This window comes from Arthrobacter sp. SPT-J7, assembly GCF_059089965.1.
Map to the genome: position 1 here is coordinate 1 of NZ_JBNHFF010000060.1, position 14,588 is coordinate 14,588.

The 14,588-nt window shown below is 65.3% G+C and carries 14 protein-coding genes; 6 read left to right on the forward strand and 8 right to left on the reverse strand.

Annotation, left to right across the window (positions count from 1 at the left end):
* A partial coding sequence (locus AC5RWX_RS22420; protein ID WP_494098511.1) for a family 1 glycosylhydrolase occupies positions 1–455 on the forward strand: 455 nt, incomplete at its 5' end.
* A 73-nt stretch (positions 456–528) separates the two neighbouring features.
* Here the strand turns inward: AC5RWX_RS22420 and AC5RWX_RS22425 are convergent.
* Together AC5RWX_RS22425 and AC5RWX_RS22430 are read right to left on the reverse strand one after the other, a co-directional pair.
* Positions 529–1,620 carry an App1 family protein phosphatidate phosphatase gene (locus AC5RWX_RS22425; RefSeq protein ID WP_494098512.1) on the reverse strand — a complete coding sequence of 364 codons (1,092 nt, stop codon included), beginning with the start codon at positions 1,618–1,620 and terminating at the stop codon, positions 529–531.
* Positions 1,621–1,686: 66 nt separating this feature from the next.
* Positions 1,687–2,418, reverse strand: a complete 732-nt coding sequence (locus tag AC5RWX_RS22430; RefSeq protein WP_494098513.1) for a DUF72 domain-containing protein — start codon at positions 2,416–2,418, stop codon at positions 1,687–1,689.
* 89 nt (positions 2,419–2,507) lie between these two features.
* On the opposite strand from AC5RWX_RS22430, the gene AC5RWX_RS22435 reads away from it, so the two are divergent.
* The 3 genes from AC5RWX_RS22435 to AC5RWX_RS22445 all read left to right on the forward strand — a co-directional run bounded on the left by AC5RWX_RS22435 (position 2,508) and on the right by AC5RWX_RS22445 (position 5,442).
* Complete coding sequence (locus AC5RWX_RS22435) at positions 2,508–4,316, forward strand: glycoside hydrolase family 15 protein (RefSeq protein ID WP_494098514.1); 1,809 nt, start codon at positions 2,508–2,510, stop codon at positions 4,314–4,316.
* A 116-nt stretch (positions 4,317–4,432) separates the two neighbouring features.
* Positions 4,433–4,723 (forward strand): hypothetical protein, encoded by a 291-nt coding sequence (locus tag AC5RWX_RS22440; protein ID WP_494098515.1) that lies wholly within the window; start codon positions 4,433–4,435, stop codon positions 4,721–4,723.
* Positions 4,723–5,442 (forward strand): HAD family hydrolase, encoded by a 720-nt coding sequence (locus AC5RWX_RS22445; RefSeq protein ID WP_494098523.1) that lies wholly within the window; start codon positions 4,723–4,725, stop codon positions 5,440–5,442. The genes AC5RWX_RS22440 and AC5RWX_RS22445 overlap by 1 nt, the downstream gene beginning before the upstream one ends.
* A gap of 81 nt (positions 5,443–5,523) precedes the next feature.
* Here AC5RWX_RS22445 and AC5RWX_RS22450 read toward each other — a convergent pair whose 3' ends face one another.
* Positions 5,524–5,772, reverse strand: coding sequence for a hypothetical protein (locus AC5RWX_RS22450; RefSeq protein WP_494098516.1), 249 nt, complete (start codon positions 5,770–5,772; stop codon positions 5,524–5,526).
* A 177-nt stretch (positions 5,773–5,949) separates the two neighbouring features.
* On the opposite strand from AC5RWX_RS22450, the gene AC5RWX_RS22455 reads away from it, so the two are divergent.
* The gene (locus AC5RWX_RS22455) at positions 5,950–7,125 is read left to right on the forward strand and encodes a zinc-dependent alcohol dehydrogenase (protein WP_494098517.1); all 1,176 of its coding nucleotides are present in this window, start codon (positions 5,950–5,952) and stop codon (positions 7,123–7,125) included.
* A 73-nt stretch (positions 7,126–7,198) separates the two neighbouring features.
* On the opposite strand, the gene AC5RWX_RS22460 is transcribed toward AC5RWX_RS22455, so the two are convergent.
* The 5 genes from AC5RWX_RS22460 to AC5RWX_RS22480 form a co-directional block, all read right to left on the reverse strand.
* Positions 7,199–8,284 carry a serine hydrolase domain-containing protein gene (locus AC5RWX_RS22460; RefSeq protein ID WP_494098518.1) on the reverse strand — a complete coding sequence of 362 codons (1,086 nt, stop codon included), beginning with the start codon at positions 8,282–8,284 and terminating at the stop codon, positions 7,199–7,201.
* A 147-nt stretch (positions 8,285–8,431) separates the two neighbouring features.
* A complete protein-coding gene (locus AC5RWX_RS22465) occupies positions 8,432–9,244 on the reverse strand; it encodes a bifunctional allantoicase/(S)-ureidoglycine aminohydrolase (protein ID WP_163166275.1) in 813 nt (270 codons plus the stop codon).
* 15 nt (positions 9,245–9,259) lie between these two features.
* Positions 9,260–10,537, reverse strand: a complete 1,278-nt coding sequence (locus AC5RWX_RS22470) for a DUF6986 family protein (protein WP_494098519.1) — start codon at positions 10,535–10,537, stop codon at positions 9,260–9,262.
* A 3-nt stretch (positions 10,538–10,540) separates the two neighbouring features.
* On the reverse strand, positions 10,541–12,139 hold the full coding sequence (aceB, locus tag AC5RWX_RS22475) for a malate synthase A (protein WP_494098520.1): 1,599 nt from the start codon (positions 12,137–12,139) through the stop codon (positions 10,541–10,543).
* A 37-nt stretch (positions 12,140–12,176) separates the two neighbouring features.
* A complete protein-coding gene (locus AC5RWX_RS22480; RefSeq protein WP_494098521.1) occupies positions 12,177–13,619 on the reverse strand; it encodes an NAD-dependent malic enzyme in 1,443 nt (480 codons plus the stop codon).
* 212 nt (positions 13,620–13,831) lie between these two features.
* Here AC5RWX_RS22480 and AC5RWX_RS22485 point away from each other — a divergent pair, with 212 nt between their 5' ends.
* Positions 13,832–14,587, forward strand: coding sequence for an IclR family transcriptional regulator (locus AC5RWX_RS22485; protein WP_494098522.1), 756 nt, complete (start codon positions 13,832–13,834; stop codon positions 14,585–14,587).
* Position 14,588 lies beyond the last annotated feature (1 nt).

Here is a 14,588-nt window from a genome sequence, read left to right on the forward strand (position 1 = left end):
TGGCCGAACGGTACCCCAACCTGCCGCCCGTTATCCTCACCGAGGGCGGGGCCAGCTTTGAGGACATCATCGTCCGGGATAAGTCGACCAACACCAGGTTCATCCCGGATGAGCGGCGCCTGAAGTACCTCTCGGACCACCTTGAGGCGGCACTGCGGGCCACGGCTCCCGGTGGTGACGCCGAGTCGATCGATCTCCGCGGCTACTACGTCTGGTCCCTCCTGGACAACTTCGAGTGGTCAGCCGGCTACAACCAGCCTTTCGGGTTGCTCCACGTGGACTTTGAGACCTTGGAGCGGACTCCCAAGGCCTCCTACTTCTGGTACCAGGAACTCATTGAGGAGCGCGACCTTGTCAACGTGGCGCAGGCAGCCATCGCGCAGGCCGTGGCCCCTGAGGTCCTTGATACCGAAGCACCCGACGACGGCGTGTCACCTTTGAGTGCCAGCGCCTAGGACGTTGCGGCTGCACGAGCCTTGGGCCGGGAACCGCGCGGGGTGGCCGGGACGCGCGGTTCCGGGCCGGGCTCTAGAGGAGGTCCAGTGTGGTGAGCTGCTTGGCTATCCCGGCACCGTCCGGGGAGTAGATCCACGGCACCCTGGACGTGGTGTGGTCCCCGTCCTCGGAGTGGCCGCCCGCGAACACGGACTCGCTGACGGACAGTTGCCGGATGGCGATGGCCGCAACCTTGTCCGGGTTGTCCTGCGCAAAGCTTGAGTAGATCGCTTCATCGTGCTGGCCGTTGTCGCCAACAAGGAGCCAGCGCATGTCCGGGAATTCGTTGGCCAGCCGGTCCAGGTTTTGGCGTTTGTGGTCCTGGCCGCTGCGGAACCAGCGGTCCTGGGTCAGTCCCCAGTCCGTGAGCAGCAGGGCACCGGAGGGATACATGTTGCGGGTGAGGAAGCGCGCCAGCGTCGGCGCCGCGTTCCAGGGCCCCGTGGACAGGTAGATCACCGGCGCATCCGGATGTTCGACGGTGAGCCGGTCCAGCAGCACCGCCATGCCCGGCGTGGCCATGCGCGCCCGTTCGCTCAGCACAAAGGTGTTCCAGAGGGCAAGGAACGGCCGGGGCAGGGCGGTCACCATCACGGTGTCATCGATGTCCGAGACGATGCCGAACTTCACATCCGGCGCAATCACCCGGATCTTGGCCTCGACGGCCTCAGTGCCTTCCGCCCTGAGCACGGCGGTGTGCCAACCCGGTGAAAGCTTGACGGCCACCTCAGTGTCGATCAGTCCGCCACGGTCCGCTTTGACGTGGGTGACAACATCGCCAATGGTGATTTCGACGTCGGTAAACTGCAGCGGCACGCTGGTGAAGGCGCGCCAGCCGCGGACGTTCTGGTTCCCGTTCTGCGCCGCGTGTTCCGCTTTGCTCCCCGGCAGCGGCTTTTGCGTGAGCAGGACCCGTCCCAGCACACGGACCAGGCTGGTGGAGCCGTAGCCCTGGTACGCGATGGTCTGGGGAACAAAGTTCCAGCGCTTGGCCAGCCGGACCCGCGCCGAATTAACGGCGTCCGAGATCCGGTGCGCGAGGCGGAACACCTGGTTTCCCGCGAGCGCGTCCGGGACCGGGGTGTGCGCTGTTTTCTGTGACGAAGTGTTCGGAGCCGTGTCCATGGTTCCACTCTGCCACAGGGTGGCGCCGGAGGAAGGAAACGTTGGTCCCCGCGGACGTCTATGACGTCAGCCTTCGCCCAAGATACCGCGCAGGGTCTCAGCGTTCCGCACAGCGTGTCCATCGCCGTCGTTATTGAAATAGGCGTAAACGTCCAGGCCATTGCCGGACCACTCCCGGATCCGTTCCGCCCACCACTGCAGGTCCGCATCGGAATAGGAGCCGGCATACAGGTGCTCGTGGTCGGGCCCGTGGAGCCGGACATAGGCGAAGGGGGCGGTGGTGCGCAGTATGCACGGCAGGTTGGCGCCGCTCATGATGCAGTAGGCAGCCTGGTGCCGCTCCAGCAGGGCGAACACCTCCGGGCAGTCCCAGCTGGGGTGCCGGAATTCCACGCTGACACGGATCCAGTCCGGGACCCCGGCCAGGAAGTAGTCCAGCCGGGCGTCGTCGCGCTCCATGCCGGGCGGCAGCTGGACCAGGAGGACCGCCCGCTTATCTCCGAGCTCGTGCCAGCACCGCGTAATGCGCTCCAGCCACACGTCGGGTCCGTACAGTTTCCTGGCGTGGGTCAGGCCACGGGGGGCCTTGACAGACATGCTGAAGCCGGGCGGCAGCCGCTGGTTCCAGCCGGCAAACGTTGTGTCCCGGGGCCAGCGGTAGAAGCTGGCATTGAGTTCGACGGTACGGAACCGGGCCACGTAGTGCTGGAGCCTGTCCTTGACGGGCAGCTTCGGTGGATAAAGGACGTTCTCCCAGTGGTTGTAGCTCCATCCGGAGGTGCCGATATGGATTGCCATGGATGCCTCCGGGTCCGTGCCGCCGTTGCTTTTGAGGCTACACCCCTGTTCCCGGTCCACTTGGGGGCTAGCTGTGGCAGGGTAAAGGCATGGCGCGAATTGAAGACTATGCGGTTGTCGGTGACCTCCATACAGGGGCATTGATCAACAAAGAAGGCTCCATCGACTGGCTGTGCCTTCCCCGGTTCGATTCCCCTGCCTGTTTCAACGCGCTGCTGGACACGCCTGAAGCAGGGCGCTGGCTCCTGGCGCCGGCAAGCGGGGGCCCCTGTACCCGCCGGGGCTACCGGGACGGCACCCTTATTCTGGAAACGGAATGGGATACCCCGGAAGGCACCGTGCGGGTCATCGACTTCATGCCGCCCCGCGACTCGGTGGCGGACATTGTCCGCATCGTTGAAGGCGTCAGCGGCAGCGTAAGGATGCACGGCGAGCTGACCCTCCGCTTTGACTACGGCCACATCATTCCGTGGGTGCGCCGGGATGAATACGGCCTGCATGCCATCGCCGGCCCTGACGCGGTTTACTTTGTCACCCCTGCCCCGCTTCACGGCGAAAACATGCACACCGTCACCGAATTCACCATCAACGCCGGGGAGCGGGTCCCCTTTGTCCTGACGTGGGCACCCAGCCATGTTGGGCGGCCGCATACTGTCGACCCCGAACAAGTGCTGGGCACCACCTATGCGTTCTGGCGTGGCTGGGCTTCGCAGTGCACCGTGGAGGGCAAATACCAGGATGCCGTCGCCCGGTCCCTCGTGACCCTGAAGGCCCTGACCTATGCTCCAACCGGAGGGATCGTGGCGGCAGTGACCACCTCGCTGCCGGAACAGCTCGGCGGCCCCCGCAACTGGGACTATCGCTATTGCTGGCTGCGCGATGCAACCATGACGCTCCAGGCGCTGTTGGCTGCCGGTTACACCGCGGAAGCCGCCGCGTGGCGGGACTGGCTGTTACGGGCCGTGGCCGGCGACCCCGCGGACCTGCAGATTATGTACGGCATCCACGGCGAACGCCGCCTGCCCGAGATGGAGCTGCCTTGGCTGAAGGGTTACGAAAACTCGTCACCGGTGCGCATCGGCAACGGTGCCGCCGAACAGCTCCAGCTCGACGTGTGGGGGGAGGTACTCGACTGCCTGGCATTGACGCGCAACTCGCTGCTGAAGCACTCGGATGAGGCCTGGGACGTCCAGGTGGCACTGATGGAGCATCTGGAGACCATTTGGGACCAGCCTGACAACGGGCTCTGGGAAATGCGCGGCCCGCGCCGCCACTTCACCCACTCGAAGGTGATGGCCTGGGTTGCAGCGGACCGCATGGTGAAGGGTGTCCGCGAATCGGGACTGCCCGGGCCGGTGGAGCGCTGGGAGAAGCTGCGGGACACCATCCACCGCGACGTGATGGCCAACGGGTTCGACGCCCGCCGCAACACGTTCGTCCAGTCCTATGGGCGGCCGGAGCTGGACGCCAGCCTGCTTCTGATTCCCCGGGTGGGGTTCCTGCCGCCTGATGATCCCCGCGTCATCGGAACCATTGAAGCCATCCAGCGGGAGCTGACCGAGGACGGGTTTGTGCTCCGGTACCGCCCTGCCGTGAGCGACGACGGCCTGCCAGGTGATGAGGGCGTCTTCCTGGCCTGTTCGTTCTGGCTGGTGGAGGCGCTGCTGGGCGCGGGCCGGCACGAGGAATCCAGGGAACTCTTTGAGCGCCTCCTGGAGCTGCGCAACGACGTGGGACTGCTGAGTGAGGAATGGGGCGTACGCGCCGGCAGGCAGCTGGGCAATACACCCCAGGCCTTCAGCCACTTCGCTCTTGTGACTAGCGCTTTGGAGCTTCATCAGGATACGGTTCGGCGCAGTGACACCCCGATTCCGCCGGAGACGGCGGAAGCGCGCTGAGGCGGCGCGTCAGGGGTGCGACTTCTCCTTCGCAGAATAGATAAGTATACTTACTAACACCTCATGGAGTGCTCACAGTAAGCACGGTGCGGTGACTGACGGAGGAGTGATTGCAAATGGCCGGGTATTTTGAGCTCGTGGACGCACCTGACGGCGGCTACAGGGTCCGGATGATGGACGGGACCGGGAACCTGATGGCCATCTCGGTGACCTTTCCCACGAAGAGGGCGGCTGTTGCCGGGGTGGCAATGGCGCGGGAGATCGCCGGGACTGGCCTTATCAGGGACAAGAGCCACGACGGTGCAGGCACGGTGATCCGGGAGCGAGTACGTCCGGTGAACACAGCCAAGGAGGAGGCCGCCCGGGCCAGGAAAGCTCCCGGGGCCAGGCGGGCAGCAGTCAGATGATGGTGCCTCAGGCTGCTGGGTCCCCTGACGGCGGGCGCCGGCAGGGGATCCTTTTTGATGTTGACGGCACTTTGATCGACTCGTCGTATATCCACACCATCTCCTGGTGGGGCGCCTTCCGCCAGCAGGGTTACGACATCCCGATGGCATCCATCCACCACTTCGTGGGCATGGGCGGGGACCGCCTGGTGGACAGCCTCCTGCCGGCAAGCCGGGACCGTTCCCTTGATCCTGACATCATGGCCAGTCATGGGGCCCTGTACGCCTCGCACTGGCCGGCGCTGCGTTCCTTCGATGGAGCAAAAGAGCTGCTGGCCCAGTGCCACGCGGCGGGACTCGCGGTGGCCCTCGCGTCCTCGGCGCGCAAGCAGGACCTGCAGGTCATGAAAGCCACTCTGGATGCCGACGCCTTCATTGACGCCGCCACCAGCGCCAATGACGCCAAGGACAGCAAGCCTGCCCCTGACATCCTCGTGGCGGCGCTGGAGGCCATGGGCGTGGACGCGGCCGACGCTGTCTTTGTGGGGGATGCGGTGTGGGACATGAAGGCCGCGGCGGCGCTGGGTATTCCAGCAATCGCCGTTACCTGCGGCGGCGTCAACGCCCACGAGCTCCGTGAGGCCGGCGCGGTGGAGGTTTACCAGGGTCCACGGGACCTGCTCGAGAACCTGACATCAAGCGCCATCGGCCGGTTGCTCTCCCTCGCGGCCAACTCCTGACCCAACTCCTGCCGCCGGGTCCTGACGCCGGCGGCACCCGCGGCCGCGCCATCCGCCGTCAGACTTTTTGTTTATGCCGTGCTAGAGGACCTGACCGCCGGCAATCGAGTCCTCGTCACCCTGATTGGCAGGCTTGGCCCAGGAAACAGCAACCCGCACCGAGCCGTCGTCGCCCCGGTCAATGTCGGTGACCACGTCCGACGCGCTTGCCCCCATCTCCATGATCCGCTCGCGGTAGGTGCCCACAAGCTGCTCCAGGCTCTCTTCCGTCCACTCTCCGGGCCGCATGCGGGTGGAGATTTCGACCGGTTCGGGCTGGTACAGCGACATAACATTCCTCTTTCACTCATCGCGTCTGCTGGTGTGGCTCTTCCTACGCTAGGAGCACGGGGGCAGAACGACAAGGATTTTAGTCAGGTTGCTTACTTTTTGCCCCGCGAGCCGATAGCGTCGAAGGATGGGTGCAAGTCCCCACTGCAGCGAAAAAACTTCCGGGAAAGGTGGAATGTGAAAGCACTGACATGGCAAGGAAAACGCTCGGTAAGTGTGGAAGAGGTGCCCGATCCGGTCATCCAGGAGCCCACGGACGCGATTGTCCGGATCACCTCCACGGCGATCTGCGGATCGGACCTGCACCTGTACGAAGTGCTGGGGCCATACATGCACAAGGGCGACGTGATCGGCCACGAACCGATGGGCATCGTGGAGGAGGTGGGAAGTGCCGTCACCAACCTCCGCAAGGGCGACCGTGTGGTGATCCCGTTCAACATCGCCTGCGGCCGGTGCTACATGTGTGCGCAGGGCCTGCAGTCCCAGTGCGAAACAACCCAGGTCAAGGACAAGGGCTCCGGCGCTGCCCTCTTTGGCTATTCGGAGCTGTACGGTTCCGTTCCGGGCGGGCAGGCCGAGTACCTGCGCGTCCCCCACGCGGACTACGGCCCGCTGAAGGTGGGAACGGAGCTCCCGGACGAGCGCTACCTCTTCCTTTCGGACATTCTTCCTACGGCCTGGCAGGCGGTGGAGTACGCTGACACCCCGGACGGCGGCACCCTGGCCGTGTTTGGGCTGGGGCCGGTGGGCCAGTTCTCCGGCCGGATTGGCGTGCAGCGCGGGCTGCGGGTCATCGGTGTGGACCCCGTACCCGAGCGGCGGGAGATGGCGGCGCGGCACGGCATCGAAACGCTCGATTACGGGAATGACGTGGCCGACCAGCTGCGGGACATGACCGCCGGTAGGGGCCCGGACGCGGTGGTGGACGCCGTCGGTATGGAAGCGCATGGATCCCCGGTTGCCGGCTTCGCCCACCAGGCACTGGGCCTCCTCCCCGACAAGCTGGCGCAGAAGGCCATGGAGACGGGCGGTGTGGACCGGCTCGCAGCCCTGCACACCTCCATCGACGCTGTCCGCCGCGGCGGGACGATCTCGCTGAGCGGGGTCTACGGCGGCCAGGCCAGTCCGATGCCTATGCTCACCATGTTCGACAAGCAGCTCCAGGTGCGGATGGGCCAGTGCAATGTGCGGCGCTGGACTGATGACCTGCTTCCCCTGGTGGAGGATGTCGCCGATCCGCTGGGTGTGATGGACCTGGTCACCCACCGTTCGGGGCTAGAAGGCGCACCGGCCCTGTACGAAAAGTTCCAGAAGAAGGAAGACGGCTGCATCAAGGTGGTCCTCAACCCCTGAACCCCGAACCAACTGGCTCGCAGTTAACGTCCTGAATCGGGTTTTGGCGACGTTGGCTGCGAGCCAGTTTTGTTCAACACAGGTTGTTTAAGGCCGCCTGGGCGACGTCCTGCAGTTCGAAGATCAGCGGGTTGAGTTCCAGCGCGGGCGGTGCCGGCGGGTATGCGACTGCGACGGTGAGTTGCTTGCTGCCGTCCTCGCTGGTCAGCGCGACTATTCCGTAGCCGTCCACATCACCGGGAAGCCCGTAGTAGAAGCGGTTGTTACAGGTGTCGTTCCACCGCCGCAGGGCAAAACCGTAATACTGCGTGTAACCGGCTTTCATGGCACCGACTGTTTCCGGCTTCAGCAGCACGCCTTCCAGGAGGGCACTGTAGAACCCGTTCACTTCCTCAATCGTGGAAATGGCGCCTCCCGAGGGCAGTTCCGCGAGCCAGGCCGGCCGCGCCACGTCCAGCCGCTTCCCTTCGACGGTGACGTAGCCGTGGACCATCGTGCTCGGTGGCGGTCCGTCGCCGAGCCGGGTGAATTCCAGCCCCAGTGGCTCGGCAACGTCGGCTGCCAGCACCCGACCGATCCCTTGGCCGCGAAGCCGCTGCACGATGAGGGCAAGGGCGGCATAGTTGGACCGCGAGTAGTCGAAAACGCGCGCCAGCCGCCCCTCCCATGGCAGGGTGGCGGCCAACGCCAGTTGCTGTTCAAGGGTGAGCGGCCGGTCCATGGATTCCTCCAGACTCCCGGAGGCCAGCAGAGGCACAGAGAAGTCCGGGATACCCGACTCATGGGTCAGGAGTTGGCGTACTGTGACTGGCCCGGGTGGACGCAGCACGGATTCAAATTCAGGAAGGTACCGGCTGACCTGGGCGTCAGGGTCAAGGCGGCCCTCCTCGACCAGTTTCATCACCGAGACGGCCACCATTGATTCCGTGATCCCGCCGACGTGGACGGGATCGGCAACTGTGGCAGGCTCGCCCGATTCGAGGCTGCGGACTCCGGCGGCGTGCGTCCAGGTCTCACCCCTGTTCCGAACGGCGATCAAGACGGCAGGGGCGCCCTCCTCCAGCATCCGGGCGCTGAAGTCCTCCAAAAGGGTGAATGCCGCGGGCTTGTCCGGCTCCGGAGGGTGCGGTTCCTCGATGCAGCCTGCAGACGAAGCCACCAGCAGGACTGAACACAGGACGGCTGCAGTCCGCCTCCACCCGCGGCTGGGGTTTGTGTCCATAACCAATCTTCCCCTAACTGAGAAGCGGAAAGTGCCGTTTTGACGCTCCAAAACTGCACTTCGGGCTTCCCCGTTAGGTGGTGGTCAGGTGAGGCGGACCTGCCGGTTCATGTCCTTGTAGAGCAGGTAGCGGAACTCGCCCGGGCCCCCGGCATAGCAGGCCTGCGGGCAGAAGGCACGCAGCCACATGAAGTCGCCGGCCTCCACCTCAACCCAGTCGTTGTTCAGCAGGTACATGGCCTTGCCCTCAAGGACGTACAGGCCGTGCTCCATCACGTGGGTTTCGGGGAACGGGATGACGCCGCCGGGCTGGAATGTCACGATGTTCACCTGCATGTCGTGGGCCAGGTCATTGGAGTCCGTGAACCGGGTGGTCTTCCAGGCGTCATTGGTGTCCGGCATCGACGTGGGCTGCACGTCCTTTTCGTTGGTGACGAAGGACTTGGCCTCGTAGCCCTCAAGGCGTTCGTAGGCCTTGCGGATCCAGTGGAAGGACACGACGTCGTCGGAAACGTTCTCCAGTCCCCACTCCGAACCCGCAGCCAGGTAGGCGTAGCCGCCTTCCTCAAGCTGGTGAAGTTCACCGTCGAGGGTGAGGTTCACCTTGCCGCGGGTAACGAAAATGACGCCTTCAACGCCGGCCTCGAATTCGGCCTTGGGAGCACCGCCGCCCGGGCCGATCTCCACGATCAGCTGCGAGAACGTCGTGGCAAAGCCTGAAATGGGGCGGGCGATGATCCAGGAGCGGGTGTTCGAAAAGCCCGGAAGGTTGGACGTAACGATGTCGGTCATGACGCCCTTGGGAATGACCGTGTAGGCCTCGGTCACAATCGCGCGCTCGGTGGTCAGATGCGTCTGCGGCGGCAGTCCGCCGGTGGGGGAGTAGTACTTGCCCATGGAAGAATTCCTTACCTAGGAGTTGGAAGTGGCGGCGAGCCTCGGGTGGGCCAGCGCAGTGAGTTGGGGGATGCCGACGCCGGCGAGCGCCTGGACTTCGTTGGCACCAACGGCACCGCACTGGGCGCCCCGCAGGACAAACGCAGCCAGTGCCCGGGCGGTGGCCGGCTCGTCCATAACGCCGCCTTCCGTCTGCTCCACGTAGTTCCGCAGCCGGGCTGCGGCGGCTGGGAGCCCTTGCCGGTAGAAGGCATAGGTGGCGGCGAAGCGGCTGGGCAGCTGGGCCGGGTGCAGGTCCCAGCCCTGGTAATAGCCGCGTTCCAGTGACCGCCGGACCAGGCGCCCGTGCAGCTGCCACGCGTTCGCCACGTTGTCGCCCACCGGGATGATGTTGGTGGAGCCGTCCGAAAGCCGGATGCCGGTGCCCGCCACGGCCAGTTGCATGACTTCCTTGGCGAAGTCCGCCACCGGGTGCTCCATGGACTGGTATTCCGCGGAGATCTGCAGTGACGCCGAATAGTCATACGTGCCGTAGTGCAGGCCGCTGATCCGGCCGGGAACGGCGTGCGGCAGTTGCGCTACCGGTGAGGTCCCCTCGGGGCCGAGGATCAACTGAGGCGTCTCCACCTGGACCTCGAAGCGGAGCCGTCCGGGGGGAAGTGAATGGACTTCCTCCAGCCGGGAGACGGCGTAGTCCATCGCCTGGACCTGGGCCACGGTGGTGACCTTGGGCAGAGTCAGGACCAGGCCGTCGGGCAATTCGCCGGCTGAGGCCAAGCCGGCAATGAACAGGTCCAGAGTCCGCAGCCCGCGGGAGCGGGTGGGCGCCTCAAAGCACTTAAAGCGGATGCCGATAAACGGGGGAGCCGAGCCGGCAGCGACGGCGGCGGCCACAGCGGATGCCGCGGTGACAGCGGCAGCGTCCTCGACGTCGTCGCCCCTGTCCCCGAAGCCGTCCTCGAAGTCGAGGCGCAGGTCCTCGATGGGCTCATTTGCCAGCTTGGCTTCCACGCGCGGGGCAACAGCCTCCGCAAGGGCGCCGTCCTGGCCCAGCAGCATGCCGAGCTTCGCGAGGCCGCCGTGGGCTCCAACAGCGTCCAGCGCTTCGGCGCCCCAGTCAGCAGCGAAAGACGGCGTGAACCGGTCAGCGGGCACGTACACCGTGTGGACCGGCTGGCGGGAGCCGTCGTCGCCCGGGTAGTTCTGCTCCAGCAGGCGGTCCGTGGCAGCCAGCTGTCCGTCGATGTGCGCGAGGTCCCCCGGGGAGAGCGACGCCTTGGGTGTTGCAGCCATGCCTCAGCCCACCAGTTCGTAGGCCGGGGTGGTAAGGAAATCCGTGTAGTCCTCCGAGAGGCAGATGTCCGCGATCAGTTCGCTGGCGGGCTGGTAGTAGAGGCGGAAGGCCTCGTCGCCGAACTCGGTGCGAAGCCGTTCGGTTTCCTCGCCCAGGATCCGCTCCACCAGTTCGCGGGTGACGGTGTTGCCCGTGTCTGCGAGGACAGACTTGTTGCGGATCTGCTGCCACACCTGTGAGCGGGAGATTTCCGCCGTGGCGGCGTCCTCCATCAGGTTGTGGATGGCGACGGCGCCGTTCCCGGACAGCCAGACGGCAGTGTACGCCACTGCTACATACAGGTTGAGCCTCAGGCCCGCCTCGGTCACCTGGCCGTCAGCGGAGGCCACGTCCAACAACTGCTCCGCCGTCACGGAAACCTCAGGGCGCTGCTTATCCAGCTGGTTCGGCTTGTCGCCGAGGACGGCGTCGAAGACTTCCCGGCAGGTGGGAACCAGGTCCGGGTGCGCAACCCAGGAACCGTCGAAGCCGTCATTCGCCTCGCGGGTCTTGTCCGCGCGGACCTTGGCAAAGGCCGCCTCGGTGACCTCGGGGTGGCGGCGGTTGGGGATGACGGCCGCCATGCCGCCCATCGCGAAGGCGCCGCGCCTGTGGCACGTCTTCACGAGCAGTTCGGTGTAGGCGCGCATGAACGGGGCGGTCATGGCAACGGAAGCGCGGTCCGGCAGCACGAACTCCTCGCCCGCGTCGCGGAAGTACTTGATGATGCTGAACAGGTAGTCCCAGCGACCGGCGTTCAGGCCGGAGGCGTGGTCGCGCAGTTCGTACAGGATCTCGTCCATCTCGAACGCGGCCGGGATGGTTTCGATCAGCACGGTGGCGCGGATGGTGCCCTGGTTCAGCCCCAGGTAGTCCTGCGCGAAGACAAAGACATCGTTCCAGAGCCGGGCCTCGAGATGGCTTTCCATCTTGGGCAGGTAGTAGTAGGGTCCCTGTCCGTTGAGGACAAGCTGCTTGGCTACGTGGAAGAAGTGCAGGCCGAAGTCCACCAGCGCACCTACAGCGGGTTCGCCGTCGATGAGCAGGTGCTTCTCCGGCATGTGCCAGCCGCGGGGCCGGGCCACCACGACGGCGAGCGGCGCGTCGGTGCGGAGCCTGTACTCCTTGCCCTCGGCCGATGTGTGGCTGAGGGTGCCCTGGGCAGCGTCGCGGAGGTTCAGGATGGCGTCGATGACGTTGGCCCAGGTGGGTGTGCTCGCATCCTCGAGGTCCGCGAGCCACACCTTGGCCCCGGAGTTCAAGGCGTTGATGGCCATCTTTGCCGGTGAGGCCGGCCCGGTCATCTCGACCCGGCGGTCCTGCAGCGCTGCGGGCGCGGGCGCAACCTTCCAGTCGCCGTCGCGCACGTCCTGGGTCTCCGGCAGGAAGTCCAGCTTGCCGGTCTCGGCTACGCGCTGCCGCTTGACGCCGCGGGCTGCCAGGAGTTCGTTGCGGGTGCCGGCAAAACGGGTGTGCAGCTCCTCCAAGAATGCCAGCGCCTTGGGGGTAAGGATCTCCTCCGCGCGGTCGATGGGCCGGGGATCTGTGACAGTGGTGGCCATTTCTGGTCCTTTCCTTGTACTGAAGTCAGGCAGTGGTTCAGGCGCTGGCCAGGGCGGCTTCAGGAGCTGAGGCTGCAGCAGCCGCTGATGCCACCTTGGCGTTATGGGCGGCAGAGGCGACGGCTGAGGCAACATCGGCGGCGACATGGGGATCGAAGACGCTGGGGATAATGTAACTGGCATTCAGCTCGTCGTCAGCTACCCGGTTGGCGATCGCCTCCGCGGCGGCCACCAGCATCTCGGGAGTGATGTCCGATGCGCCGGCGTCGAGCAGGCCCCGGAAGAAGCCGGGGAAGGCCAGCACATTGTTGATCTGGTTGGGGAAATCGCTCCGGCCGGTGGCCACCACTGCGGCGTGCCTGGAGGCGATCACGGGATCAATCTCCGGCGTGGGGTTGGCCATGGCGAACACAATGGCGTTCTGTGCCATGGCGGCAACCTGCTCCTCGCCGATCACATGCGGCGCGCTGACGCCGATGAAGACGTCCGCTCCCACGAGGGCCTCGTGCAGGGTGCCGGCGAAGCCGTCCTCGTTTGTGTTCGCCGCAATCCAGCTGCGGTGCTCGTCCCCGTACTGTTCGCCGGAGTGGATGGCCCCGGAGCGGCCGGCGGCGATGATATACCGTGCGCCCTGGGCCTTGAGGAGCTGGATGATGGCGGAGCCCGCGGCCCCGACGCCGGAAACCACAATCCGAACTTCATCCAGCTTCTTGCCCACAACACGGAGCGCGTTGACCAGGGCAGCGAGGGTGACGATTGCGGTGCCGTGCTGGTCGTCGTGGAACACCGGAATATCCAGTTCCTCGCGGAGCCGGTTCTCGATTTCGAAGCAGCGCGGGGCAGCGATGTCCTCAAGGTTGATCCCGCCGTAGACGGGGGCCATGGCCTTGGCGATCATGATGATTTCCTCGGTGTCCTGGGTGTCCAGGCAGACCGGCCAGGCGTCCACATTGGCGAACTGCTTGAACAGCGCGGCTTTGCCTTCCATGACCGGCAGGGCGGCGGCCGGGCCGATGTTGCCCAGGCCCAGGACGGCTGAACCGTCGGTGAGGACGGCGATGGTGTTGCGCTTGACGGTCAGGTTGCGGGCCGCTGCCGGGTCTTCGGCGATGGCCAGGCAGACGCGAGCGACGCCGGGAGTGTAGGCCCGGGAGAGGTCGTCGCGGTTCCGCAGGGCCACCTTGGGGACGACTTCGAGCTTGCCGCCCAGGTGCATCAGGAAGGTGCGGTCTGAGACGTGCTGGACCGTGACGCCGTCGAGCGCGTTGAGGGCGTCCTTCACCCTGCTGGCGTGCTCATCATCGGTGGTGTTGCAGGTGACGTCGACAACCAGGGTTTCGTGGTGGGACTCGGTGACGTCCAGGGCGGTGATGGCTGCGCCCGCGGCGCCGACGGCGGCGGCGAGCTCGCTGGTGGCGCTGAAGCTTGACGGTGCTTCCACGCGCAGAGTGATCGAATTTCCGGGGCTGGGGTTCGCCATTGAATGTCCTCCTGTTATGCCCGGGACGGGCTTCTGCTCGAATCCGATTGTTTTCGTATTATGGATATTATTATCTACTCTGTGAGAATACAACCCCATCTTGCCCTTCATCGCGTCAGCCGGGCCGGTGCTGTATCTTGAAAGCATTAGGGCAATTCTTTTCACCATGCGGATAAGACTTGTCGGAATCCAAGCCCACAGGAGACTGGTACATGGCTGAGAAAGCCGCAGGTGGCGTCCAATCCGTTGAGCGCGTCTTTGAACTGCTGGAACTGATCACTGATGCCGGCGGCGATGTCACCCTCAGCGAGTTGTCCTCGTCCACTGACCTGCCGCTGCCCACAATCCACCGCCTGCTACGCACCCTGGTATCGCTGGGCTACATCCGCCAGCTGCCTAACCGGCGCTACGCCCTGGGTCCGCGGCTCATCCGCCTCGGTGAAGGAGCAAACAAGCAGCTCGGCGCCGTAGCCCGCCCGCAGCTGAAAACGCTGGTGGACCGGCTGGGGGAGACCTCCAATATGGCCGTGCTTGACTCGGACATGGTGATCTACGTGGCGCAGGTGCCGTCGCTGCACTCCATGCGTATGTTCACTGAGGTGGGCCGGCGTGCCCATACCCACGCCACCGGCGTCGGCAAGGCCATCCTGGCGCAGTTGGACGACGATACGGTCCGCGGCATCGTCACCCGGGCCGGGATGCCGACCCCCACGTCCAAGAGCATCGGCGACATCGATGACCTTTTGGCCGACCTGAAGCTGATCCGGGAACGGGGCTACTCCATTGACGAGGAGGAACAGGAACTGGGTGTCCGCTGCTTCGCCATGGCCGTGCCCAACGCTCCCACCCCCGCCGCAATTTCCGTCTCGGGTCCTGTGTCCCGGGTGGATGAGCACTTTGCTGACAAGGCCGTGCCGGTCCTCCGCGAAGCGGCTGAGGCCATTTCCACGGAGCTTAACCGCAACTGAT

What these genes read in the sequence shown, in the direction of transcription:
- AC5RWX_RS22480 (WP_494098521.1), bottom strand. Translation starts at nt 13,619, where the DNA reads ATGGCGAACCCCAGCCCCGGAAATTCGATCACTCTGCGCGTGGAAGCA.
- AC5RWX_RS22470 (WP_494098519.1), bottom strand. Translation starts at nt 10,537, where the DNA reads ATGGCTGCAACACCCAAGGCGTCGCTCTCCCCGGGGGACCTCGCGCAC.
- AC5RWX_RS22485 (WP_494098522.1), top strand. Translation starts at nt 13,832, where the DNA reads ATGGCTGAGAAAGCCGCAGGTGGCGTCCAATCCGTTGAGCGCGTCTTT.
- AC5RWX_RS22430 (WP_494098513.1), bottom strand. Translation starts at nt 2,418, where the DNA reads ATGGCAATCCATATCGGCACCTCCGGATGGAGCTACAACCACTGGGAG.
- aceB (WP_494098520.1), bottom strand. Translation starts at nt 12,139, where the DNA reads ATGGCCACCACTGTCACAGATCCCCGGCCCATCGACCGCGCGGAGGAG.
- AC5RWX_RS22445 (WP_494098523.1), top strand. Translation starts at nt 4,723, where the DNA reads ATGGTGCCTCAGGCTGCTGGGTCCCCTGACGGCGGGCGCCGGCAGGGG.
- AC5RWX_RS22435 (WP_494098514.1), top strand. Translation starts at nt 2,508, where the DNA reads ATGGCGCGAATTGAAGACTATGCGGTTGTCGGTGACCTCCATACAGGG.
- AC5RWX_RS22450 (WP_494098516.1), bottom strand. Translation starts at nt 5,772, where the DNA reads ATGTCGCTGTACCAGCCCGAACCGGTCGAAATCTCCACCCGCATGCGG.
- AC5RWX_RS22425 (WP_494098512.1), bottom strand. Translation starts at nt 1,620, where the DNA reads ATGGACACGGCTCCGAACACTTCGTCACAGAAAACAGCGCACACCCCG.
- AC5RWX_RS22465 (WP_163166275.1), bottom strand. Translation starts at nt 9,244, where the DNA reads ATGGGCAAGTACTACTCCCCCACCGGCGGACTGCCGCCGCAGACGCAT.
- AC5RWX_RS22440 (WP_494098515.1), top strand. Translation starts at nt 4,433, where the DNA reads ATGGCCGGGTATTTTGAGCTCGTGGACGCACCTGACGGCGGCTACAGG.